The 21,624-nt window shown below is 45.5% G+C and carries 21 protein-coding genes; 10 read left to right on the top strand and 11 right to left on the bottom strand.

From position 1 onward, the window contains the following. Positions 1-241: 241 nt before the first annotated feature. The 6 genes from rplU (at position 242) to folA (ending at position 4,177) form a co-directional block, all read left to right on the top strand. On the top strand, positions 242-553 hold the full coding sequence (gene rplU, locus UQW94_RS20875) for a 50S ribosomal protein L21 (protein ID WP_005383096.1): 312 nt from the start codon (positions 242-244) through the stop codon (positions 551-553). Positions 554-573: 20 nt separating this feature from the next. Beyond that, positions 574-831, top strand: coding sequence for a 50S ribosomal protein L27 (gene rpmA, locus UQW94_RS20870; protein ID WP_005383095.1), 258 nt, complete (start codon positions 574-576; stop codon positions 829-831). A gap of 212 nt (positions 832-1,043) precedes the next feature. Beyond that, complete coding sequence (gene cgtA / locus UQW94_RS20865; RefSeq protein WP_005383091.1) at positions 1,044-2,219, top strand: Obg family GTPase CgtA; 1,176 nt, start codon at positions 1,044-1,046, stop codon at positions 2,217-2,219. A gap of 195 nt (positions 2,220-2,414) precedes the next feature. Beyond that, positions 2,415-3,215, top strand: a complete 801-nt coding sequence (locus UQW94_RS20860) for a threonine/serine exporter family protein (RefSeq protein ID WP_005379664.1) — start codon at positions 2,415-2,417, stop codon at positions 3,213-3,215. Further along, positions 3,215-3,688: a threonine/serine exporter family protein gene (locus UQW94_RS20855; protein ID WP_005379665.1), complete on the top strand. Its 474-nt coding sequence runs from the start codon at positions 3,215-3,217 to the stop codon at positions 3,686-3,688. The genes UQW94_RS20860 and UQW94_RS20855 overlap by 1 nt, the downstream gene beginning before the upstream one ends. Positions 3,689-3,697: 9 nt before the next feature. Beyond that, positions 3,698-4,177, top strand: a complete 480-nt coding sequence (gene folA, locus UQW94_RS20850) for a type 3 dihydrofolate reductase (RefSeq protein ID WP_005379666.1) — start codon at positions 3,698-3,700, stop codon at positions 4,175-4,177. A 269-nt stretch (positions 4,178-4,446) separates the two neighbouring features. On the opposite strand, the gene apaH is transcribed toward folA, so the two are convergent. The 6 genes from apaH to lptD form a co-directional block, all read right to left on the bottom strand. Continuing rightward, complete coding sequence (apaH, locus tag UQW94_RS20845; protein WP_005383087.1) at positions 4,447-5,253, bottom strand: bis(5'-nucleosyl)-tetraphosphatase (symmetrical) ApaH; 807 nt, start codon at positions 5,251-5,253, stop codon at positions 4,447-4,449. A 15-nt stretch (positions 5,254-5,268) separates the two neighbouring features. After that, on the bottom strand, positions 5,269-5,649 hold the full coding sequence (gene apaG, locus UQW94_RS20840; protein ID WP_005379668.1) for a Co2+/Mg2+ efflux protein ApaG: 381 nt from the start codon (positions 5,647-5,649) through the stop codon (positions 5,269-5,271). A gap of 75 nt (positions 5,650-5,724) precedes the next feature. Beyond that, entirely contained in the window at positions 5,725-6,534 is an 810-nt protein-coding gene (rsmA, locus tag UQW94_RS20835) for a 16S rRNA (adenine(1518)-N(6)/adenine(1519)-N(6))-dimethyltransferase RsmA (RefSeq protein WP_005379669.1), read from the bottom strand. Beyond that, positions 6,531-7,529, bottom strand: a complete 999-nt coding sequence (pdxA, locus tag UQW94_RS20830; protein ID WP_005383085.1) for a 4-hydroxythreonine-4-phosphate dehydrogenase PdxA — start codon at positions 7,527-7,529, stop codon at positions 6,531-6,533. Before pdxA ends, rsmA begins: the two co-directional genes overlap by 4 nt. Beyond that, positions 7,519-8,802 (bottom strand): peptidylprolyl isomerase SurA, encoded by a 1,284-nt coding sequence (gene surA, locus UQW94_RS20825; protein ID WP_005379672.1) that lies wholly within the window; start codon positions 8,800-8,802, stop codon positions 7,519-7,521. Before surA ends, pdxA begins: the two co-directional genes overlap by 11 nt. Positions 8,803-8,861: 59 nt before the next feature. Beyond that, on the bottom strand, positions 8,862-11,207 hold the full coding sequence (lptD, locus tag UQW94_RS20820) for an LPS assembly protein LptD (protein WP_005379673.1): 2,346 nt from the start codon (positions 11,205-11,207) through the stop codon (positions 8,862-8,864). Between the two features lie 266 nt (positions 11,208-11,473). On the opposite strand from lptD, the gene djlA reads away from it, so the two are divergent. After that, the gene (djlA, locus tag UQW94_RS20815) at positions 11,474-12,328 is read left to right on the top strand and encodes a co-chaperone DjlA (protein WP_005383076.1); all 855 of its coding nucleotides are present in this window, start codon (positions 11,474-11,476) and stop codon (positions 12,326-12,328) included. Between the two features lie 140 nt (positions 12,329-12,468). Here the strand turns inward: djlA and UQW94_RS20810 are convergent, their stop codons facing one another. The 5 genes from UQW94_RS20810 to leuA form a co-directional block, all read right to left on the bottom strand. Continuing rightward, positions 12,469-13,251 carry a DUF547 domain-containing protein gene (locus UQW94_RS20810; RefSeq protein ID WP_322142535.1) on the bottom strand — a complete coding sequence of 261 codons (783 nt, stop codon included), beginning with the start codon at positions 13,249-13,251 and terminating at the stop codon, positions 12,469-12,471. Between the two features lie 335 nt (positions 13,252-13,586). Next, positions 13,587-14,189 carry a 3-isopropylmalate dehydratase small subunit gene (gene leuD, locus UQW94_RS20805; protein ID WP_005383071.1) on the bottom strand — a complete coding sequence of 201 codons (603 nt, stop codon included), beginning with the start codon at positions 14,187-14,189 and terminating at the stop codon, positions 13,587-13,589. Between the two features lie 11 nt (positions 14,190-14,200). Further along, positions 14,201-15,601, bottom strand: coding sequence for a 3-isopropylmalate dehydratase large subunit (gene leuC, locus UQW94_RS20800; protein WP_005383069.1), 1,401 nt, complete (start codon positions 15,599-15,601; stop codon positions 14,201-14,203). Positions 15,602-15,711: 110 nt separating this feature from the next. Further along, entirely contained in the window at positions 15,712-16,803 is a 1,092-nt protein-coding gene (gene leuB / locus UQW94_RS20795; RefSeq protein ID WP_322142534.1) for a 3-isopropylmalate dehydrogenase, read from the bottom strand. A gap of 82 nt (positions 16,804-16,885) precedes the next feature. Further along, positions 16,886-18,433, bottom strand: a complete 1,548-nt coding sequence (leuA, locus tag UQW94_RS20790; protein WP_005379685.1) for a 2-isopropylmalate synthase — start codon at positions 18,431-18,433, stop codon at positions 16,886-16,888. 519 nt (positions 18,434-18,952) lie between these two features. Here leuA and UQW94_RS20785 point away from each other — a divergent pair. The 3 genes from UQW94_RS20785 (at position 18,953) to UQW94_RS20775 (ending at position 21,501) form a co-directional block, all read left to right on the top strand. Next, on the top strand, positions 18,953-19,750 hold the full coding sequence (locus UQW94_RS20785) for an SH3 domain-containing protein (RefSeq protein WP_005379689.1): 798 nt from the start codon (positions 18,953-18,955) through the stop codon (positions 19,748-19,750). Between the two features lie 152 nt (positions 19,751-19,902). After that, on the top strand, positions 19,903-20,451 hold the full coding sequence (locus UQW94_RS20780) for a phosphatase PAP2 family protein (protein ID WP_005379690.1): 549 nt from the start codon (positions 19,903-19,905) through the stop codon (positions 20,449-20,451). Between the two features lie 3 nt (positions 20,452-20,454). Further along, on the top strand, positions 20,455-21,501 hold the full coding sequence (locus UQW94_RS20775) for an MJ1255/VC2487 family glycosyltransferase (protein WP_005379691.1): 1,047 nt from the start codon (positions 20,455-20,457) through the stop codon (positions 21,499-21,501). Positions 21,502-21,624 lie beyond the last annotated feature (123 nt).

Genomic DNA, 21,624 nt, shown 5'->3' with positions numbered 1-21,624 from the left:
AGTTAGACCCTGCAAGGCTTATTCGATTTATATAATTGTCGAATAATACACTAAAAAACGTTGATTAATACATTACTAAAGGGCATGATTGCCGCACTTTTCTTTGGCGATTAGCTTTTCGCCAATTTTTTCAAAATATGGCTTGTCATAGGAGCATCTATTCTGTAGAATCTGCGCCCTATTGATGATTAGTTTAGCGCACACCCTCAAGAAAGGCTGTGCGGAAAAAGCGGAGTAAAATATGTACGCTGTTTTCCAATCTGGTGGTAAACAACACCGTGTAAGCGAAGGTCAAACTCTTCGTTTAGAGAAATTAGACGTTGAAACTGGTGCAACTGTAGAATTTGATAAAGTTCTTCTTGTTGCTAACGGCGAAGACATCAAAGTTGGTGCTCCTCTTGTAGAGGGCGGCAAAATTGTTGCTGAAGTTGTACAACACGGTCGTGGCGATAAAGTTAAAATCGTTAAGTTCCGTCGTCGTAAGCACTCTCGTAAGCAACAGGGTCACCGTCAGTGGTTCACTGAAGTGAAGATCACTGGTATCAACGCTTAATCTATTAGGAGAGTTTAACAATGGCACACAAAAAAGCTGGTGGTTCTACTCGTAACGGCCGCGATTCAGAAAGCAAACGTCTAGGTGTTAAGCGTTTCGGTGGTGAATCTGTACTTGCAGGTAACATCATCGTTCGTCAACGTGGTACTAAGTTCCACGCTGGTAACAACGTAGGTATCGGTAAAGACCACACTCTATTCGCTCTTACTGAAGGTAAAGTGAAGTTCGAAGTAAAAGGTCCTAAGAACCGTAAGTTTGTAAGCATCGAAGCTGAGTAATTAGGTTTTTAACCAAATTACTTAATAGCTTTAAGCTGAATTCAAAAGCCCTGCCGAATCGGCGGGGTTTTTTATTTGTGGCAGTCGACATATCGAAGTTTCTCGCTAAGATCCTAAGCGATTTGAATCTGGGAGCTTAGATCTGTCATCTGCTAAAATTGTCGGATGACATAGTAAGATTTAATCCACGCACGAAGTAGTCGGAGTAAAAGATGAAGTTCGTAGATGAAGCGGTAGTAAAAGTTCAGGCTGGTGATGGCGGTAGTGGCGTTGTCAGTTTCTGGCGTGAAAAATTCATCACTAAAGGTGGCCCTGATGGCGGTGATGGCGGTGACGGTGGTGATGTTTATATCCAAGCCGATGAAAACCTAAATACCCTGATTGATTACCGTTTCCAGCGCTTCTACGAAGCTGAGCGTGGTGAAAACGGTCGCGGTGGTAACTGTACAGGTAAGCGTGGTAAAGACATCGTTCTTCGTGTACCTGTGGGTACGCGCGCTGTGGATATCCACACAAATGAAATCGTGGCGGAAGTTGCTGAACACGGTAAGAAAGTGATGATCGCAAAAGGCGGTTGGCACGGTCTAGGTAACACGCGTTTCAAATCTTCAGTAAACCGCGCGCCTCGTCAGAGAACATTGGGTACAAAAGGTGAAGTACGCGAAATTCGCCTTGAGCTATTGCTTCTTGCTGATGTGGGTATGCTTGGTCTACCTAATGCCGGTAAATCAACCTTTATCCGCGCAGTATCAGCAGCAAAACCGAAAGTCGCTGATTACCCATTCACGACTTTGATCCCAAGCTTGGGTGTCGTAAGTGTCGTACCAGAGAAAAGTTTTGTTGTTGCAGACATCCCTGGTTTGATCGAGGGTGCAGCAGATGGCGCTGGCCTTGGTATTCGATTCTTGAAGCACTTAGAGCGTTGTCGAGTGTTGCTGCACATGATCGATATTATGCCAATTGATCAGTCCGATCCGGTGCAAAATGCATTGACGATCATTGATGAATTAGAACAATACAGCGAAAAACTGGCAAGTAAGCCGCGCTGGTTAGTGTTCAACAAAGTTGATCTAATGCCTGAAGAAGAAGCGAATGAGAAGATCCAAGAAATCTTAGACGCACTAGGTTGGGAAGACGAGTACTTTAAGATCTCGGCGATCAATCGTAACGGTACTAAAGAGCTTTGTTACAAACTGGCTGACTTTATGGATAACCTACCTCGCGAAGAGGAAGAAGTGGCTGAAGAAGATAAAGTTAACTTCATGTGGGATGATTACCATAAAGATGCGATGGCGGGTAAAGACGTTATCACTGAAGATGACGACGACGATTGGGATGACTGGGACGATGAAGAAGATGACGGTCACGTTGTCTACGTTCGTGACTAATCAGAACGGTCAAACAATGCCTGTTTGCCTATAATTCATTAAGCCGCAATTATTTATTGCGGCTTTTTTTGTATCTAAATCATATTTAGGTGATGTGATTTACGGCACAATAACTGATACGTCGTGTTTTTTGAGGGTTAGTTTGGCCCTCGCGCGTATGAATGAGTAACACCCTAAAAGGAATTAGACTTATTTATGACTCTAGAAACCATACCGCCTAGAGAGTTGGCGGTATCTACTCAACGATCGATTTCTCGTCTTGTCGCCCAAGCCGGACAAATGCTACTTGCTCATGGTGCTGAAAGTACTCTTGTGAGCGATATTATGCGTCGTATTGGCCTTGCTTGTGGGGTGAATGAAGTTGCGGTAGCACTATCAGCTAATGCATTGGTTGTGACGACGGTAATGGATGGGCATTGCATCACCACCACCCGAAGCTGCGCTGATCGTGGCATCAATATGCGCGTTATTACGCAAATTCAACGAATCTGTATCATGATGGAACGTGGTTTGCTCGATTCAACCATGGCGCAGAAAAAGCTGAACGCTATCAGTCCAGAGCGTTATAACCGCTGGTTGGTGGTGTTTATGATTGGCTTGTCTTGTGCGGCATTCAGTCATCTAGCTGGTGGTGATTGGGGAGTATTCATCATGACCTTTTTAGCTTCAGCTGGTGGCATGATCGTTCGCCAAGAAATTGGTCATCGTCATTTCAACCCTCTATTGAACTTTGCTGCGACCGCTTTTGTGACTACCTTAATTTCAGCACAGGCGGAAATTTACCAAATCGGTAATCTACCTACCGTAGCAATGGCATCGTCGGTATTAATGCTTGTACCTGGTTTCCCACTCATTAACTCTGTCGCAGATATGTTGAAAGGCCACATTAATATGGGCATTGCTCGATTTGTGATGGCTAGTTTACTAACGTTGGCGACATGTTTGGGGATCGTTGCTGCGATGAGTGTAACTGGAATTTGGGGGTGGGCTATCTAATGAGTTTATTTGATTTGATGTTTGGCCTGTTGAATGACATGTTTTTTGCGGCGATTCCCGCCGTAGGATTTGCATTGGTTTTTAACGTGCCACAAAGAGCTTTAGTGTATTGCGCTGTTGGTGGTGCGATTGGTCATGGTAGCCGCTACTTGATGATGCAGTTTGGCATTCCTATTGAGTGGGCAACCTTTTTTGCTGCGACGTTAGTTGGGATGATCGGTGTGTACTGGTCTCACCGTTTTCTCGCGCATCCAAAAGTGTTTACTGTGGCTGCTTTGATCCCGATGGTGCCGGGTGTGTTTGCTTACAAAGCAATGATCGCTATGGTAGAGATCAATCATGTTGGCTACTCACCCGAGCTTGTTGCAACCTGTATGGAAAACTTTCTTAAGGCCATGTTTATTATTGCAGGTTTAGCCGTTGGTCTTGCGGTTCCAGGGCTGTTATTCTATCGCCGCAGACCTATTGTATAAGGACCTAACATGATCATTAGTATGATTGCCGCGATGGCCGACAATCGCATCATTGGCAAAGACAATCAAATGCCTTGGCACCTTCCCGCCGATTTCGCTTGGTTTAAGCGTTGTACCATGGGAAAACCGGTTGTGATGGGACGCAAAACCTATGAGTCTATTGGTCGCCCTTTACCTGGTCGCTTGAATATTGTTATTAGCCGTGATGAGACACTAAAGATCGAAGGTGTCACTACCGTAACATCGATTGAGCAGGCTCTGGAAGTCGCAGGTGATGTGGAAGAAGTGATGATCATTGGTGGTGGTGCGATTTACACCACTTGTCTGCCTATGGCCAATAAACTGTATGTAACACACATTGAAGCGGCCATTGATGGTGATACTCAGTTCCCAGATTGGGGAGACGAGTTTAAGGAAACTTACTCAGAAATGTATCAAGCCGATGAGAAGAACGCCTACAACATGCGCTTTACTGTGTTAGAAAAGTAATTCGAGATTAACACCGCGTAGTTAATACGGTAATGCCGTTCGTATAACAGCGAGCGGCCATCCCAACCTACCGTCATCCTGAAAAGCGACGAAAGAGCGAGATTCAGGAGCCTCTATACGAGTACTTTGTTGTCAAAGGTATTTCTATCTATTCGCAGCGCGAGGATATTAGATTTCTAGTCTCGTTAAGGCTCGTTGGAATGACCCTACAGGAGGTGTTAAGTGACAGGTATTCCTCCTACTATGGATTATCGACTGTTATTCAGTGTTTAACTTAACGCATCCTGAGTAAAAATTTTCTTATCTTCCCAACGGATCATGGTTAGGCTTCCGCCCCAAACACAGCCAGTATCTAGCCCGATGACTTCGCTGTTCATATAACCTTGCAGTGCAGCCCAGTGCCCAAAGAGCACCGCTTTGTTTAAGTGGATACGTTTAGGCACCTCAAACCATGGAATAAGTTCGTTACCGGAAACTTGTTGCGGTGGCAATTTACAATCCATATCCAAACGACCATCAGGGAAACAAAAGCGCATCCGCGTAAAAGCATTGATAATATAACGGTATCGGTCCAAACCCTGTAGATAGTCATCCCAGGAATCAGGTTGATTGCTGTACATGTTTTTTAATAGCCAAGGCAGCTCTTCACTTTGGATGATGCGCTCAACTTCACGGGCACACTTTCTCGCTGTTTTTAGATTCCACTGCGGTGATATGCCAGCGTGACACATCACGAACTCGTCATGCTCGGCCATTAGAGGTTGCTGAGCTAGCCATGTCAGTAGTTCCTCTTTGTCAGGGGCCGTGAAAATAGGTGCGGTTCTATCTTTGTCTTTGACCTTTTTTATCCCGTGAGCCACTGCAAGAAGGTGAAGGTCGTGATTACCAAGCACGACGATTGCGCTTGCGCCAAGTGACTTCACAAAGCGTAACGTTTCTAATGATTTAGGCCCTCTGGCGACCAAATCACCAGCAAGCCAAAGTTGGTCTTTTTTCGCAGAGAAAGATACTTTTTCTAGTAGTCGCTGCAATTCATCAAAACAGCCTTGGATGTCACCAACAATATAGGTAGCCACTGAATCTCCAATTTACTAATTTAAAACATTTGGAACAGCCAAGCGAAATGGTTCAATTTCGGTGATGAACTCTTGCCCTTTCTCATCCAGCATTTTGTAGTGTCCTTGCATAACGCCGACAGGGGTTTCTAACGCGGTTCCGCTACTGTACGTGTATTCATCATTGCTTGGAATAAAGGGCTGCTGGCCTACAACTCCGTCACCTTCAACCGTCATTTGCTTGCCATTCGAGTCTGTGATTAGCCAGCGGCGGCTCACTAACTGTACGGTTTGTTGGCTAAGGTTTTTGATGGTGATGATATAAGCGAAAACGTAGCGTTGTAGCTCTGGGTTGGACTGTTCTTCGATGTATTTGGTGTGAACTTGAATTTTGATGCAAGGTTGAATGACGTCCATGTGCACTCCTCAGAAACGTAATATCCCAATAATAATAAGCCAAACCTACAAGGGTTTGGCTCATTGTTTGAGTTCTTAGTGCTGCGGGTTATCCGCAAGCCAGTTCGCCATTGCGACGAATTGTTCTAGCGTCAGGTTCTCTGGACGCATGCTTGGATTAACACCTAGCTCTTCTAGTACTTCTGTGCTTAACAACGATTTGTAGCAGTTACGAACTGTTTTACGACGTTGGTTAAAGCCTTCACGACAAACGCGATCGAGCAAACGCAGATCTTTCGCCGGGCATGGCAGCTCTTCGTAAGGCACTAAACGAACAACGGCAGAATCCACTTTCGGTGGTGGAACGAATGCCGTTGGCGGTACTTCCAGTACTGGTACCACTTTACAGTAGTACTGAGCCATTACCGTCAAACGGCCGTAAGCTTTGCTGCCAGGGCCGGCGGCTAAGCGGTTTACCACTTCTTTTTGCAGCATAAAGTGCATGTCTTGAATGTCTTTATGGAACTCAAAAAGGTGGAACATCAATGGTGTAGAGATGTTGTATGGCAAGTTACCAAAAATGCGCAGCTTGTTGTTTGGCTTCACTAGTTGAGTGAAGTCAAAACGCATAGCGTCACCCTCATGGATGGTCAACTTATCTGCCAGTTCAGGGTGAGTACGTAGGCGTTCCGCCAGATCGCGGTCTAATTCGATAACTGTGAACTTATCTACTTCACGACCTACTGGCTCAGTGATTGCACCAAGACCAGGACCGATTTCAACCAGGTTTTGACCTGGTTTTGGGTTAATCGCTGATACGATTCCATCAATAATGTATGGATCGTTCAGGAAGTTTTGACCAAAACGTTTACGCGCTTTGTGTCCTAAATGGACATCATTTCTCATTGTTTCTTCTCTACCAAATCTATCGCATGCGTGAGCGCTGTTCGGAAACTCCCTGTATCCGCTTGACCTGTCCCTGCCAGATCTAATGCAGTACCGTGGTCCACCGATGTTCTAATAAAAGGTAGACCAAGAGTAATGTTTACTGAACGACCAAAGCCTTTGTATTTTAATACTGGCAACACTTGATCATGGTACATGCCTAAAACAGCATCAGCATCATTTAAATATTTTTCATTGAAAATGGTATCAGCCGGCAGAGGGCCGATCAGGTTGATACCTTTTTCTTGTCGAATTTTTTCCAGTGTCGGAGTGATGGTTTCGATCTCTTCACGACCTAAGCAGCCATCTTCGCCAGCATGAGGGTTAAGCCCGCAAACGTAGATGTTTGGTTGTGCGATAGCAAACTTTTCTACAAGGTCTTTATGAAGAATATCGATGATTTTTTCTAATCGCTCTTCGGTGACAGCTTTGGACACATAAGCTAAAGGAATATGTGTTGTAACCAGCGCCACGCGTAGTCCTTCCGTTGCTAGCATCATTACGACTAGCGGCGTTTGTGACTTCTCGGCGAAAAATTCAGTATGACCACTGAATGCAACACCTGCGCGATTAATCACCCCCTTATGAACAGGGCCGGTGACAATAGCATCAAATTCATCATTCATACAGCCTAAAGCCGCTCTTTCTAGCGTTTTTAGTACATAGTGGCCATTCGCTTCATTGAGCTCGCCTGCGACCGCAGGTTCCGATATTTGGATATGGTCAACGATAAGCGTGCCCGCTTTTTGTGCTTTAGGTGCTTCTTCTGGATTGTAATCAGACAGTTGGACTTCGATGCCAAGCTGCTTGGCTCGCTCCGTCAGCATATTCTTATCGGCACAGACGACAATTTGGTGCGCCCAATCTTCTTTCGATAGGGCAAGCACTAAGTCTGGGCCGATACCCGCAGGTTCCCCTGCGGTTACGACAATTCTACGAATTGTATTAGTTGTCATTGTTGTCATCCACGATTTCAACAAACGCACTTGCGCGTAGCTCTTGCATCCATGCGCCCGCTTCTTCATTAAATTTACGGTTAAATAGAATACGGTAAGCTTTGTTCTTCATCGCTGAGTCAGTACGGTCAACTTGGCGACGATCCAACACTTCAACGATATGCCAGCCGTGAACGGTTTTGAACGGTTCGCTGATTGAGCCAACTGGCAGAGTTTCTACTTGGTGCTTAAATTCTGGCACGTAAAGATCTGGTGTTTGATAACCTAGTTCACCGTCTTGTGCTGCCGAGCCAGGATCTTGACTGTATTGTGTTGCCAATTGAGCGAACGTTGCTTCACCGGCTTTGATGCGGCGTACAAATTCATTCAGTTGCTTCTTCGCCCCTTCGTCGCTCAGAATCACGGTTGGTTTAATCAAAATATGACGCGCATTTACTTCCGTTACCGCAACCGTTTCTAGGCCTTTTACATCCTCTATTTTTAGGATGTGGAAACCAACGCCACTACGGAAAGGACCAATAATGCTGCCTTTGTTTTGCATCTTGATCTGATCAGCAAAGATGGTTGGCATCTCTTCTTTACGCATCCAGCCCCAGTCACCACCTTGTAAAGCTTTAGGACCTTTTGAGTAGGTGTAGGCCATCTCCGTAAAGTCTGCACCTTCGTTTAGCTTTTTCGCGAGCGCTTTAGCTTCTGCTTCTACAGCTGACTTTTCTTTATCGTCAGAGAAGCGCAGTTGAATGTGTCCAATTTTGTATTGAACAGTCGCATTGGTTTCTTGTGATAGTTGCTCAGCAAGGCTATCGACCTCTGCTGGAAGGATATTAATACGGCGACGAACCAGTGCATTGCGAGCTTCTGATGCGGCGATTTCCTTACGAATTTGTTCGCGGAATTCTGGGTAACTTAAACCTTCACTTTCTACAGAAGCAGCGAGTTGTTCTACCGATTGCTCATTATTACGTGCGATCTCTGCAATCGCTTGGTTTAAACGGTTGTCGTCAATACGCACACCAATACGGTCTGCTTCTTGGCCTTGCAACGTATCAATGATAAGTTTTTCAACGACTTGTTCTTTTAACACGCTGGTAGAAGGTAAGCTCTTTCCACTTTGACGAGCGTTGGCTTGCAGCGTTTTCATCGCTGTTTCGATGTCGCTTTGTAGAACTACACCGTCGTTCACGATGACCGCAACCTTATCGATCTCTACTGGTGCTGCAACCGCTCCGCAAGAGAGTAGGGTCGTGAATAAGATTGATTTCCAAATTTTCATTTAAAATTCCGTCAGTATTTTTGAATAGGCGTCTTATTCATTTAAGACGCCTATTTTGATTAATTGTTCAGATAGAATGGGCGGCCGTACTTAATCGCGTTGTCAGAACCATCCAGTTCTTTGACAGCAGTGTCTTCACGCTGGTTGGTCGCAAAGCCTTGAATACCGAAGTTAACGCTGAAGTTATTTTCGTATTCAGGTGATGCCCCGGTGCTGCCGATAGCTTGGTCTTCCCAACCAAGCAATTGGTTTGAGTAAGTGACGCCAATGTACCAACAGTCAGATTGGTAACGCAGGCTCGCTAGCCATTCTAGGTCCGCATTTTCATTGAGGTCGTAGTAGTATTGACCACTTGCAGACCAGTTCGGGTTGAACTCGTAGGCCGCTACAATACCTGCTTGTGAAATGCCTTTACGAGTAATTGTGTCTAGGTTTTCGAGAATGATCGTATCTTCGATGTATTCACGCGTAACGTAGCGATAGTTACCCTGAATAAAGCCGCCGTTGAATTGGTATTCCAAGGTACTGTTTGCCAACTGCATGGAGCTCAAATCAATATCGTATTGAATTCCACCGTGATAGAACAAGTAATCGTTGTAGTTGAAATCAGCTTCAATCGCCCATGATGAGTAATTGGTGGTCTCATCCGGAAGATTTGGACTATTGCTCAGTTTGGTCTTTTTATCGAAGTAGTAAATCTGACCAAATGAAACGTTAAGACGCTCTTTATAGTCATCATCAAAGAAGCGAGTACTCGCACCGTAGCTTAACTGGTTCGCCGAGGCGATTTTATCAATGCCACTGTACTTACGACTGCGGAATAGCCCGTAGTAGTCGGTTTGTAGCAAGGTGGTATCGTAGTTGTAGATGTTGGTTTGATCTTCTTCAGGTACGTACAAGTACTGCAGCTGAGGCTCCAGTGTTTGGGTGTAGCCCTTGATCCAGCTTGTATCTCGCTCTAAGTAAAGTTGCGCATGCGTACGGAACTCAGGAATAACACGAGAAACTTCATCATCCAACTGGTTTTGCAAGTTTACATCTGTCAAACCCGTTAAGTCTTGAGAGTAATACGTAGAGAGCACACGCGCTTCTGTTGTCCACGTTGCCCATGAGTTTGAGAGTGGTAATGTAAGCCCTGGTTCAATGTGAACACGGGTCGCATTTGGTCGCGCAGCATCGCTGGTATCGAAGCGGCTCACTTGGCTCTTCACGTCAAAGTTAAGGTAGTCTCCCCACAACGGCGTGTAGTAGTTCAAGTCTAACTGAGGAAGCAGGCGATAAGGGCGGTTCTCTTCTTTCAATAAGATTTGGAAGTCACGAACGGTTAACGAGGCATCCCAGAAGTCAGAACGATATTGTACTTGACCTTCTTGAACCAGTTGACCATCTTCACGGTTACCAATGTCGGAGTCGAGATCGAGGAAGTAATCAATATCACTCACTTTTGAGTAATCGACTTTGACTATCCACTGTTTATTGATGATACCGTCGTGTTTAACTTGGTAGCCCCAACGAGACTCGTCCTGATATTTGCGATCACTATTGAGGTATTCGCCTTTGATTTCCCCATTTCCCCAACCATCTGTTAGGTAGCGGAAATCAGTATCGAGTTTTGTACCACGTTGCTGCATATAGAGCGTGGTGAGTGTCATGTCATATTGAGGCGCGATGTTCCAATAGAATGGCACCTCGACTTCCATACCATCACTAGAACCATACGATAAAGAAGGGAAGAGGAAGCCCGTTTTACGCGTATCTCCAATTGGCATGGTTAGATACGGCACATAGAAAACAGGCACATCTAACACTTCAAATCGAGGATGGTGCAGCGTCGCTGTCTCTTCATCTTGGTCAACATCGATGCCTGACGCAACCAATCGCCATGAATTATCGCCTTGAGGGCACGATGTGATAGAGCCGTCTTCGAGTTCATAAACCGACTGACCTGTGCGAGCGATATAGGCTGCAGTGCCTCGGCCTTGTTGGCAAAGGAACTGATAATCGGTGTTCTCAAGTGAAAACGTATCTTGATTAATGTCGTTAGTAACACGATCAGATCGAGCTTTGACTTGGCCGTCATTGAAAGTCACGTTGCCTTCGGCAACCACGACGTTGTCTTGTTGGTGCAGCGTTACGCTATCTGCGGTAATTTTCTTCTGGCCTTGGGTGACTTGTACATTACCTGAGTACTGAGCTTTGTCACCATTGATGGCTTGCAGGGTGTCAGCTTCTACCACTACTGGGGTATTAAGAGCGTCCTCCTCGCCACTTGTATCGACCAAACATTGATCTGTGGCGGGCATTTCCTGCACACTATCATGGATATTCGCTTCAGCTTGAGTGGTGGGTACAAACAAGGCGGTGCTGATAGAGGCCGCTAAAAATGTGCGGGAGAAATGTTGCATTGAATTGAACTTTCCTGTGTCACTACTACTCGATGGCTATAGGGCTTGTTGTACCCTAGCGTAATAGCCAAATGAATCAACTATAGTCGCATTTATCCCAGCGTATTGATTCACTGTGGCATAATGACGACAAAATAGCTGCAAAGATAAGCAGGCGAAATGGCCTAGCCGAAATAAAACTAATTCCATTATCATAAAGGAAATCGTTGCATCCGGCACTATAAGACCGCCGTCGTCGATAAAAATTCATTGATAGAGAACACATAATGCATATTTTTGGCAAAATTCTGGGTGCCTTTTTTGGCTTGTTACTTGGCGGGCCGCTAGGTTTACTCTTTGGCTTATTTATTGGCCATCAATTCGATAAAGCACGTCGCTTGAGTCAAGCCGGGTTCTCTACTGGCGGCTTTGGAAAAGGGCCAAGTCAAGCTCAGCGCCAAGAAGAGTTTTTTAAAGCGGCGTTTGCGGTAATGGGACATGTGGCAAAAGCGAAAGGCCAAGTCACCAAAGAGGAAATCCAACTGGCTTCAGCCATGATGGACCGCATGAATTTGCATGGCGAACAGCGTCGCGCAGCGCAAGACGCGTTTCGTGAAGGTAAAGACAGCGACTTTCCGTTAGAAGATGTTCTTGTTCGTGTGAAAATTTCGACAGCTGGTCGCTTTGACTTGTTGCAATTTTTCTTAGAGCTGCAAATCTCGGCGGCCTTTGCAGATGGCTCGATCCACCCGAGTGAACGAAATGTACTACACAAGATTGCACGTGGTTTGGGTTTCTCTTCTGAGCAATTAGAGCGTCGTTTGCAAATGCAAGAAGCCGCATTTCGTTTCCAAAGCCAGGGCGGTTTTCATGGTCAGCATCAAGGCCAATCTTCAGGTGGTAGCTGGCAACAAGCTTCACAAGCGGATCAGTTGGCCGACGCGTACAAAATTCTGGATGTGTCTTCAGATGCAGACAGTAAAACCGTTAAGCGTGCTTATCGTAAACTGATGAACGAGCATCACCCGGACAAATTGATGGCTAAAGGTTTACCACCAGAGATGATGAACGTCGCGAAAGAGAAATCTCAAGAGATTCAAAACGCTTACGATCTTATTAAGAAGGTTAAAGGCTTTAAGTAGTCGGACGTTTTCTATCAAACATTTGGATGTAAAAAAGGGCACTCAGTGCCCTTTTTCATGTCTTAGTCTTTGAGTTGCCTGTGTCTTTAGCTTTTGGCCTATCATGTCCCTAATGCTAATTGACCTCACATCCCCCCAGTTTAGTTGGCTTGATTCAAGTCCCAATCGTATTCGTATTTCACTTTGCCAGAGAAGTTTTTGTATTGCGGAGCATACTTTGCGATGTGGCTGAAGACTTGTTTCTCTCCACCAAAGTCCGCTGCAAACCAATCATAAATAGAAGACAGCTGCGCCGTGTTTCCTTGGATAGATACGCCTTTGCTGCTGTTGATAAATGTTTTGGCGGCACTATCCAGTAGAGCTTGCGTGTTGTCAGCAGTGAATGCTTGAGCTTGTAGGTTAGGGCATCCCAAACTTGCACAATTTACGGCGTAATGCGTTCTTGGGTCATTCCAAATTGGACGCAAAATTCGATGTTCAATATCGTTTAAAGTTAGCTCCTTCCCGTTGACCACGACCACATCGTCTCCCCAAGGACCAAAGCTAAATAAACCACCTAGCTTGGTGATTGATTCGACTGGATAGTTATCCAAAATAAGATCTACCGTGATGGCGTTGTAAAGGTTTACCCAATAGGCATATTGCTCTGCTTGGCTGTATTGTAGAGGGTCTAGTTTTGCCAAACGCTGGATGTATTGTTTCAGCTTAGTTTTATCGGCAGAGGAGACTCGGCTATAACGAAACAAGGTATTCTCGCCTTGTTCAACTAAATAAGTATCGAGCAGTTGTTGCCATTCTTGATGAGAAATTTGGGTTTGGTTGGCTTGATTCGATTGTTTCCAATATGGCCATAAGTCGGATTTAGGCGCGGACAATGTCGAGAAAGAAACCAGAGCACACAACAGCAATAACAGACGCTTCATAGAGATACCTTTGAATGAGATATTGTTGATAGTGTAGACCAGTTTAGTGCTTGTTTTCTTTCAGTAATCAGTGGCCTTTATTCGCTGTCATTCCGAGGAGCATAAGCGATATCAGGAATCTAATACCCACAAACTCTTGAGTAAAGACAGTATGAATCTGTACAGTGCGCTCTGGTAGTCGATCCTGAATCACGCTCCTTCGTCGCTGTTCAGGATGACGAATTTCAACAGAGGCGTTCGGTATTCTGTAAGCAAAGCGATATGAGATCAGTCACCCAAAACAAATCAAGGGCCGACAATTGCCAGCCCTTGATTTGTGTATTTACTAACGCGTCTTAACGCAAGAAGCTTGGAATATTCGCTTCGTACTCAGCAATCTTATCTTCGTGTTGAAGGGTTAGGCCAATGTTGTCCAAACCGTTTAGCAAGCAATGACGACGGAACGAATCGATTTCAAAACCATATTCTTTGCCGTTGGCACGAACGACATTCGCTTCTAGGTCGACCTCGACTTCTGCACCTTCATTTGCCTCAACAAACTGGAAGATTTCATCCACTTCTTGTTCAGTCAAACGAACTGGCACCATTTGGTTGTTGATCGAGTTGCCGTAAAAAATATCGGCAAAGCTTGGTGCGATCATCGCTTTGATGCCGTAATCCGCTAGTGCCCACGGTGCGTGCTCACGAGATGAGCCACAGCCGAAGTTTTCACGAGCCAGCAAGATAGACGCGCCTTGGTAGCGAGGTGCGTTCATCACGAACTCTGGATTTGGCTGTTCGCCAGCATCGTCTAGGAAGCGCCAGTCATGGAATAGGTGCTTACCAAACCCTAGGCGGGAGACCTTTTGTAGGAACTGCTTTGGAATGATGGCATCAGTATCAACGTTCGCTGCATCTAGAGGAACAACTAAGCCTGTGTGTTGTTTAAAGCCTGACATTGGTTTGCTCCTTAGTCTAGTTCACGAATATCTACAAAGTGACCAGCAATTGCTGCTGCCGCTGCCATCGCAGGGCTCACTAGGTGGGTACGGCCATCACGACCTTGGCGGCCTTCAAAGTTACGGTTTGAAGTAGACGCACAACGTTCATGTGGGCCCAAACGGTCATTGTTCATTGCTAGACACATCGAGCAACCTGGTAGGCGCCACTCAAAGCCCGCTTCTTTAAAGATAACGTCCAAGCCTTCCGCTTCTGCTTGCGCTTTTACTTGCTCAGAGCCAGGAACGATTAGCGCTTGAACGTGAGGCGCGACTTTGCGACCTTTCGCTACTTCAGCGGCTGCGCGCATGTCTTCGATACGTGAGTTAGTACAAGAACCAACGAAGACTTTATCAACGTTGTAATCAGACAATGACTTGCCTGCCTCTAGGCCCATGTAAGCCAAAGCTTTTTCTGCCGATGCTTTTTCTACTGGGTCGGCAAAGCTTTCTGGTGCTGGGATAGGTTGATCTACTGCGATCACTTGGCCTGGGTTAGTACCCCAAGTGACTTGTGGTCTGATATCCGCTGCGTTTAGTGTCACGACTGCATCAAACTGAGCATCATCGTCAGTTTTTAATGTCTTCCAGTATTCTACTGCTGCATCAAAGTCGGCACCTTGAGGTGAGAATTTACGGCCTTTGATGTATTCGAACGTGGTTTCATCTGGCGCAATCAAACCGGCTTTCGCACCTAGCTCTATCGCCATGTTACATACGGTCATGCGGCCTTCCATTGAAAGGTCAGTGATCGCTTCACCACAGAATTCAACTACGTAGCCTGTACCGCCTGCTGCTGTCGTTTCACCGATGATTGCTAGCACGATATCTTTCGCCGTGATACCCGGAGCCACTTTGCCTTTTACTTCGATCTTCATCGTTTTGGCGCGCGCTTGTTTTAGCGTTTGAGTTGCTAATACGTGCTCAACTTCTGATGTACCAATACCAAAAGCGAGAGAGCCGAATGCACCGTGTGTAGCCGTGTGCGAGTCACCACAAACAATGGTCATGCCCGGTAGGGTAATACCAAGCTCTGGGCCCATAACATGCACAATACCTTGGTATTTATGGTTGATGTCGTAAAGCGTAACGCCAAACTCTTCACAGTTTTTCGATAGCGTTTCCATCTGGATACGAGCCATCTCACCGGATGCGTTGATGTCTTTGGTGGTTGTTGAAACGTTGTGGTCCATGGTGGCAAAAGTTTTGCTGACCTGACGCACCTTACGACCTTTTTCACGCAAGCCGTCAAATGCTTGCGGAGACGTCACTTCATGTACCAAGTGACGGTCGATGTACAAGATTGGGTTTTCCCCTTCTGCTGCGACGGCAACGTGTGCGTCGTAGACTTTTTCGTATAGTGTTTTGCCCATTGTTTGCTTCCTTTCCTCGTTATCCTTGTTGCTTTGTTTTAGCACCAATGACTTAGAGGTAAGTCATTGGTGGATAGAGGATTTAGTATTTATTATGAATCTGTTTTGTATTAAGAGTTTAAGACGTACTCAGCGATCTTATCGCCCATCTCAGATGTTGTAAGCGCAGGGTTGTCACCAGCAAGATCGCCCGTTAGCTCCCCAGCTGAAAGTGCTTTTGATACTGCGGCTTCAATGTCTTGCGCCGCAGTTTCTTCACCTAGGCTGTAACGCAGCATCAGTGCTGCTGATAGGATTTGCGCCACAGGGTTAGCAATGTTCTTACCTGCGATATCGGGTGCACTGCCACCTGCTGGCTCGTACAGACCAAATTTACTTTCGTTTAGGCTTGCTGAAGGTAGCATACCCATTGAGCCAGTGATCATTGCACACTCATCAGAAATGATGTCGCCGAAGATGTTTGAACAAAGCATCACGTCAAACTGAGCTGGGTCTTTAATCAACTGCATTGTTGCGTTATCAATGTACATGTGTGACAGCTCGACATCTGGGTAATCTTTTGCGATTTCTTCTACCACTTCACGCCATAGGATTGAGCTTTGCAGAACGTTCGCTTTGTCGATAGAGCACACTTTCTTGCGACGTAGACGAGCAGATTCAAAAGCGATTTTTGCAATACGTTCGATCTCAAAGCGGTGGTACACCTCAGTATCAAATGCTTTTTCTGTTGCGCCTTCACCTTCACGACCTTTCGGTTGGCCGAAGTAGATACCACCCGTCAGTTCACGGACTACCACGATGTCAAAGCCGCGACCCGAGATGTCTGCACGTAGCGGTGAGAAAGCTTCAAGACCTGAGTGAATTTGCGCTGGACGTAAGTTACAGAACAGTTGGAAGTGTTTGCGTAGTGGCAGTAGGGCACCGCGCTCAGGTTGGTCATTTGGTGGTAAGTGCTCCCACTTAGGGCCGCCAACCGAGCCGAATAGGACTGCATCAGACTCTTCACATGCTTTTATTGTGCTCTCTGGAAGTGGGCAACCGTGATTGTCGATCGCGATACCACCGACATCATGCTTGTCACGCTCAAACGCAATGCCATGTTTCTTTTCGATTGCATCCAATACTTTATGTGCCTGCGCCATTACTTCCGGGCCAATGCCGTCACCGGGTAAGACGGCAATTTTGTACGATTTGTCTGTCATGTTAATCCTTTAAGTTTTCTAATTTTGAGCTTAATTATTTCAACGAGCGTGTTCTTTCCTGAGCCGTGTAGCCCGGTTGTTATTACACAGTCGCAATCTTTTTCTGCTTCATTTCTTCGATTTTATCTGCACGATGAATGCTGTTAATAACGTGCAATAATGCTTGGCCGGAAGCCTCAACGATGTCGGTGGAAACACCCGTACCGTGGTATTTGCGACCTTTGTAGTTGGCAATGATGTCTGCTTGACCCAAACCATCTTCACCTTCACCTTTCGCGGTTAGGTCGAATTTATCCAGAACGATGTCGTAGCCTGTCACGCGGTAGATACATTGGTATAGCGCATCAACTGGGCCATTACCGACCGCTGCTTCACACATTTCTTCATCACCGCATTGCATTTTGATGCTGGTGGTAGCCATTACGCTGCCAGACTGCACGCTTAGGTAGCTCAATTTGTAGAAGTCATCTTCTTCACGCAAGTTCGAGAAGTGCATTAGGGCTTCTAGGTCGTAATCGAACACTTGGCCTTTGCGATCAGCAAGTTTCAAGAAATCCGCATACAGCGCGTCTAGGTTGTACTCGTCTTCGTTGTAACCCATGGTATCCATATGGCTCTTCACGGCAGCGCGACCGCTGCGGCTGGTTAGGTTCAGAGCTTGGTTTTTTAGGCCAATAGACTCAGGGGTCATGATTTCGTAGGTATTCTTATTCTTCAACATGCCATCTTGGTGGATGCCTGAAGAGTGGCTAAACGCATTTGCACCCACAATTGCTTTGTTGCTTTGAATAGGCATATTGCATAGCTGGCTAACCAACTTACTGGTGCGGTGAATTTCATCATGCTTAATGCCAGTGTGAACGCCCAAAAACTCTTGACGAGTCTTGATGATCATTGCGATCTCTTCAAGTGAACAGTTACCCGCTCGCTCTCCAATGCCATTGATCGTGCCTTCTATCTGACGTGCGCCAGCTTGAACGGCGGCAATAGAGTTGGCAACTGACATCCCCAAATCGTCGTGACAGTGAACGGAGATGATCGCTTTATCAATGTTCGGAACGCGGTTAAATAGAGTTTCAATAATCCCACCAAACTCACTTGGTACGGTGTAGCCAACGGTATCTGGAATGTTGATTGTACTCGCACCTGCATTGATGGCGGCTTCTACCATGCGACATAGGTTGTCGATTGGAGTACGACCAGCATCTTCACAAGAAAACTCGACATCATCAGTGTAGTTACGTGCATGTTTAACGGCGTTGACTGCCATTTCTAGTACATCGTCGTAGCTGCGGCGTAGTTTGTCTTCTACGTGAATGGTGGAAGTGGCTAAAAACGTGTGGATACGGAATTGGTCAGCCACTTTTAATGCTTCAGCGGCAGCATCAATGTCTTTCGCAACGGCACGCGAAAGGGCACAAACTCGACTGTTTTTTATGTTTTTTGCGATGGTTTGTACAGACTCGAAATCACCTGGTGAAGAGATTGGGAAGCCAGCTTCGATAACATCAACGCCGAGTCTTTCCAGCGCATAGGCAATCTGCAGTTTTTCTTTAACCGTCAAGCTTGCTGACAACGCTTGCTCGCCATCACGCAATGTGGTGTCGAATATAATGACCTGATCGTTCATGTTTGCTTCCTTCCTGATTTCTGCACTTTCGCGCAAGTGAATCGTTTACTTCCAGTATTTAGATATAAAAAAACCCGCATTCTCATGCGGGTTCTTAGAAATTGGTGTGGTTATTTTTCTTCCACAGCCTACCCGCGCGAACTGGTCACGATCAGGAGGAGGCTAAGCAGGATAGAAAAATGAGCTGACATAGTTGTTAAGCTTTCCACATAATTAAGTTAACAAATTAGTACCGCACTCCATGAAGCGCGTCAACCCTAAAGTCGATTTTTTATTCATATCGGATGAGTCTTTTCGTTTGCTTGAAAAAAATGATGCACTAAGTGAAACAACATGATGCGATAGAAACGTGCTAGAAGAAGTAAGTTCTCATCAAGTTTGCGACGTTTCATTACCGAAACAAGCATCGGGATTGCGACTTGTCACACAAAGGTCCGAATTGTTTGGCAAAAGTTTTGAATGACCATTTATAGTAGTGCAGTTGCACTAGGTAAAAGAAATATAAGGGTTAGGGAAAGAATGAGGTTAACAAAACAATTTGGACGTTCAGCCATAGTACTTACTCTGGTCAGCTTGTCGGGTTGTCAGCTGTTTCAATCGCAGACCTATGTGGAAGTGGCTTCCCCCGTTGTTATGAATGATCACTCACAGAGCGTCATGGTCATCAATGATCAAATGGATCGATTTTTGAGTTATGAAGGACGCGAATCGTTCTTGAATCAGATGCTTGTTGCCCTTGAGTCTGACAGCCGAAATAAGTTTAAAGGTAAAGATCCGGAAACGTATTCTTGGTGGAAGATCCGTGTCCAGCCTAGTGAGAAACAGCAAGCGGAAGTTTTCCGACCAACCACTGAAGGTGTCGATACTTCAAACCCAGTAGAGTTTATGGATGTTTCTTACCGCTCTAAGACCACATTAAACCTACGCTCCAAACCGAGTCTTGAAGGGGAAAAGCTTGGCGTATTATCGAAAGGGGAAGTCTTTAATGTGCTAGCAAAAGTGGTTGATCAACCTTGGTTTCTCGTTGAACAGAAAGGAGTGATAAAAGGTTATGTCCATAAGGATTATGCGCGCAGCAATGTGATAAATCGTGACATTTTATCTACTCAGCCTAACCCTCTACTAGAGCCTAACTCGAGTAAAACGGAGAAAACGAGTATAGAGCATGAACTGTCGGGAAACTATACTTGCCGCTCACTGAGCTATGAGCTTACAAAAGATGGCGACATGACGACAGGCTCTTTGCGCGCCTGCCGCAAGAAGAGAAAAGTCTGGTATATAGACACCCCTCAACCGCAACCATCAAACCCTTCTTAATGTTCTATTTTTATGGTTATGTCCAATAGATAAATCGTTGGGCGCACCTTAATTTGGCCTTTGTCATTAATTGTCCAAACTCCCGTCATGCTGTTGTCACCTAAACCTCCTACTTTTCACAAAAAGGCGTTGTCAAAGTAAGGAAAGGTCACATGCGAACCATAGAGACAATTACACAGCCAATTGCAACCATTGCTAAGTTTGATTTAGCGCTCTCTAGTGTTTGTCTTAAGCACCGTTTTAATCAACAAGTCGCCAATATCAGTAAAGGAGTTTCCCACAGTGGTGACGGGCATCTTTACTTGGTGTTGGGGTTATTAGCTTGGTATTTAGATAAGGAGCAAGGAGTCTGGTTTTTACTGGCGGGTTTACTTGCTTTTGCTATCGAGCTACCAATTTATTGGACGCTGAAAAATAGTTTTAAGCGTCGTCGTCCTGAAGAGCTTAGTGCACTCCTTCCTGCTTTTATTACCCCCTCTGATCGCTATAGTCTTCCTTCAGGACACACTGCCGCTGCGTTTGTCATGGCGACGCTGATTGACCATTTCTATCCGAGCCTAGGCGTTGCTGCATTCTTTTGGGCAAGTTTAATCGGAACCGCGCGAATCTTATTGGGTGTACACTTTTTTACCGATGTCATCATTGGTGCACTGCTTGGCAGTCTTTGTGGTGGATTAGCGATTGCGATGTTGGGAGGCTAATTGATGAAAATCTTGTACGGTGTTCAAGGGACAGGAAACGGACATATTGCACGCGCAAGGGCGATGAGTCATGCGTTTAAAGAGCACGATGTTGAGGTCGACTTTTTGTTTTCTGGGCGAGCGCCGGAAAAATACTTTTCAATGGAAGCATTTGGCGATTACCAGACTCGCCGAGGCTTCACCTTTATTACTGAAAAAGGCTCTGTAAACTACGCGAAAACAGCATTGAATAACAATTTGGTGCAGTTTTTCAAAGAAGTTAAGCAACTCGATCTGTCGTCCTACGATCTTATCATTAATGACTTCGAACCTGTGACTGCGTGGGCAGCGAGACAACAAAATAAGCCTTCTATTGGTATCAGCCACCAAAATGCTTTCCGTTATCCGGTGCCACTAAAGGGAGCAAGTTGGTTAGATAAATCCGTCATTGAATACTTTGCGCCTTCTCAACACCACCTTGGTTTGCATTGGCATCATTTTGATCAACCTTTGTTACCACCGATAGTGCATACCGTCGATAGCCAAGCAGAAAACGACGACTTCGTGTTGGTGTATCTACCGTTCGAATCGATTGAAGATATCTCGGACTTATTGTTCCACTTTAATCAACAAGCGTTTATCTGTTATCACCCGGATGTGATCGAATGTGAGCAGGTGGAAAACATAGAACTGCGCCCTTTATGCCACAGCAACTTCCAGCATCATTTGCATCGCTGTAGTGGTGTCATTGCTAATGGTGGGTTTGAGCTTCCTTCAGAAGCCTTGTCTTTGGGGAAAAAATTGTTACTAAAGCCACTCGCGGGTCAATTCGAGCAGCAGAGCAATGTTGCGACCTTAGAAGATTTAGGGCTTGCGATGTCGATGGAGAGCTTAGACATTTCCGCAGTACGCCAGTGGCTAAAGGAGCAACAAGCCGAAAGTGTGAAATACCCAGATGTTGCTCAGGCTATTGTTCATTGGGTACTGCAAGGTGCATGGGATTCAAAAGCAGAGTTATCCAGACAACTGTGGGAGCAGGTTGATTTTCCAAGTTACGTGTCGAACATTTAAGTACGTTGTTCTAAGTACATTGTTCCTTCCATTTTTGACACGATTTTGTTGCAGCCTTTCTGTTTGGAAGGCTGCATTTTTATTCTTCCTCTCTCATTTCTATTCAGTGTGTATTTGCTGATA

Source organism: Vibrio sp. PBL-C16, from assembly GCF_034321865.1.
Taxonomy (GTDB): Bacteria; Pseudomonadota; Gammaproteobacteria; order Enterobacterales; family Vibrionaceae; genus Vibrio; species Vibrio alginolyticus.
This window is presented reverse-complemented; position numbering and strand designations above follow the sequence as displayed.

Bases quoted from the DNA above. Each gene is read 5' to 3' on its own strand.
- UQW94_RS20855 (WP_005379665.1), top strand. From the start codon at position 3,215: ATGAGTTTATTTGATTTGATGTTTGGCCTGTTGAATGACATGTTTTTT.
- lptD (WP_005379673.1), bottom strand. From the start codon at position 11,207: ATGCAACATTTCTCCCGCACATTTTTAGCGGCCTCTATCAGCACCGCC.
- djlA (WP_005383076.1), top strand. From the start codon at position 11,474: ATGCATATTTTTGGCAAAATTCTGGGTGCCTTTTTTGGCTTGTTACTT.
- leuA (WP_005379685.1), bottom strand. From the start codon at position 18,433: ATGAACGATCAGGTCATTATATTCGACACCACATTGCGTGATGGCGAG.
- cgtA (WP_005383091.1), top strand. From the start codon at position 1,044: ATGAAGTTCGTAGATGAAGCGGTAGTAAAAGTTCAGGCTGGTGATGGC.
- UQW94_RS20775 (WP_005379691.1), top strand. From the start codon at position 20,455: ATGAAAATCTTGTACGGTGTTCAAGGGACAGGAAACGGACATATTGCA.
- leuB (WP_322142534.1), bottom strand. From the start codon at position 16,803: ATGACAGACAAATCGTACAAAATTGCCGTCTTACCCGGTGACGGCATT.
- UQW94_RS20810 (WP_322142535.1), bottom strand. From the start codon at position 13,251: ATGAAGCGTCTGTTATTGCTGTTGTGTGCTCTGGTTTCTTTCTCGACA.
- UQW94_RS20785 (WP_005379689.1), top strand. From the start codon at position 18,953: ATGAGGTTAACAAAACAATTTGGACGTTCAGCCATAGTACTTACTCTG.
- surA (WP_005379672.1), bottom strand. From the start codon at position 8,802: ATGAAAATTTGGAAATCAATCTTATTCACGACCCTACTCTCTTGCGGA.
- leuC (WP_005383069.1), bottom strand. From the start codon at position 15,601: ATGGGCAAAACACTATACGAAAAAGTCTACGACGCACACGTTGCCGTC.
- UQW94_RS20860 (WP_005379664.1), top strand. From the start codon at position 2,415: ATGACTCTAGAAACCATACCGCCTAGAGAGTTGGCGGTATCTACTCAA.
- folA (WP_005379666.1), top strand. From the start codon at position 3,698: ATGATCATTAGTATGATTGCCGCGATGGCCGACAATCGCATCATTGGC.
- apaG (WP_005379668.1), bottom strand. From the start codon at position 5,649: ATGGACGTCATTCAACCTTGCATCAAAATTCAAGTTCACACCAAATAC.
- leuD (WP_005383071.1), bottom strand. From the start codon at position 14,189: ATGTCAGGCTTTAAACAACACACAGGCTTAGTTGTTCCTCTAGATGCA.
- rsmA (WP_005379669.1), bottom strand. From the start codon at position 6,534: ATGAGAAATGATGTCCATTTAGGACACAAAGCGCGTAAACGTTTTGGT.
- pdxA (WP_005383085.1), bottom strand. From the start codon at position 7,529: ATGACAACTAATACAATTCGTAGAATTGTCGTAACCGCAGGGGAACCT.
- UQW94_RS20780 (WP_005379690.1), top strand. From the start codon at position 19,903: ATGCGAACCATAGAGACAATTACACAGCCAATTGCAACCATTGCTAAG.
- rplU (WP_005383096.1), top strand. From the start codon at position 242: ATGTACGCTGTTTTCCAATCTGGTGGTAAACAACACCGTGTAAGCGAA.
- rpmA (WP_005383095.1), top strand. From the start codon at position 574: ATGGCACACAAAAAAGCTGGTGGTTCTACTCGTAACGGCCGCGATTCA.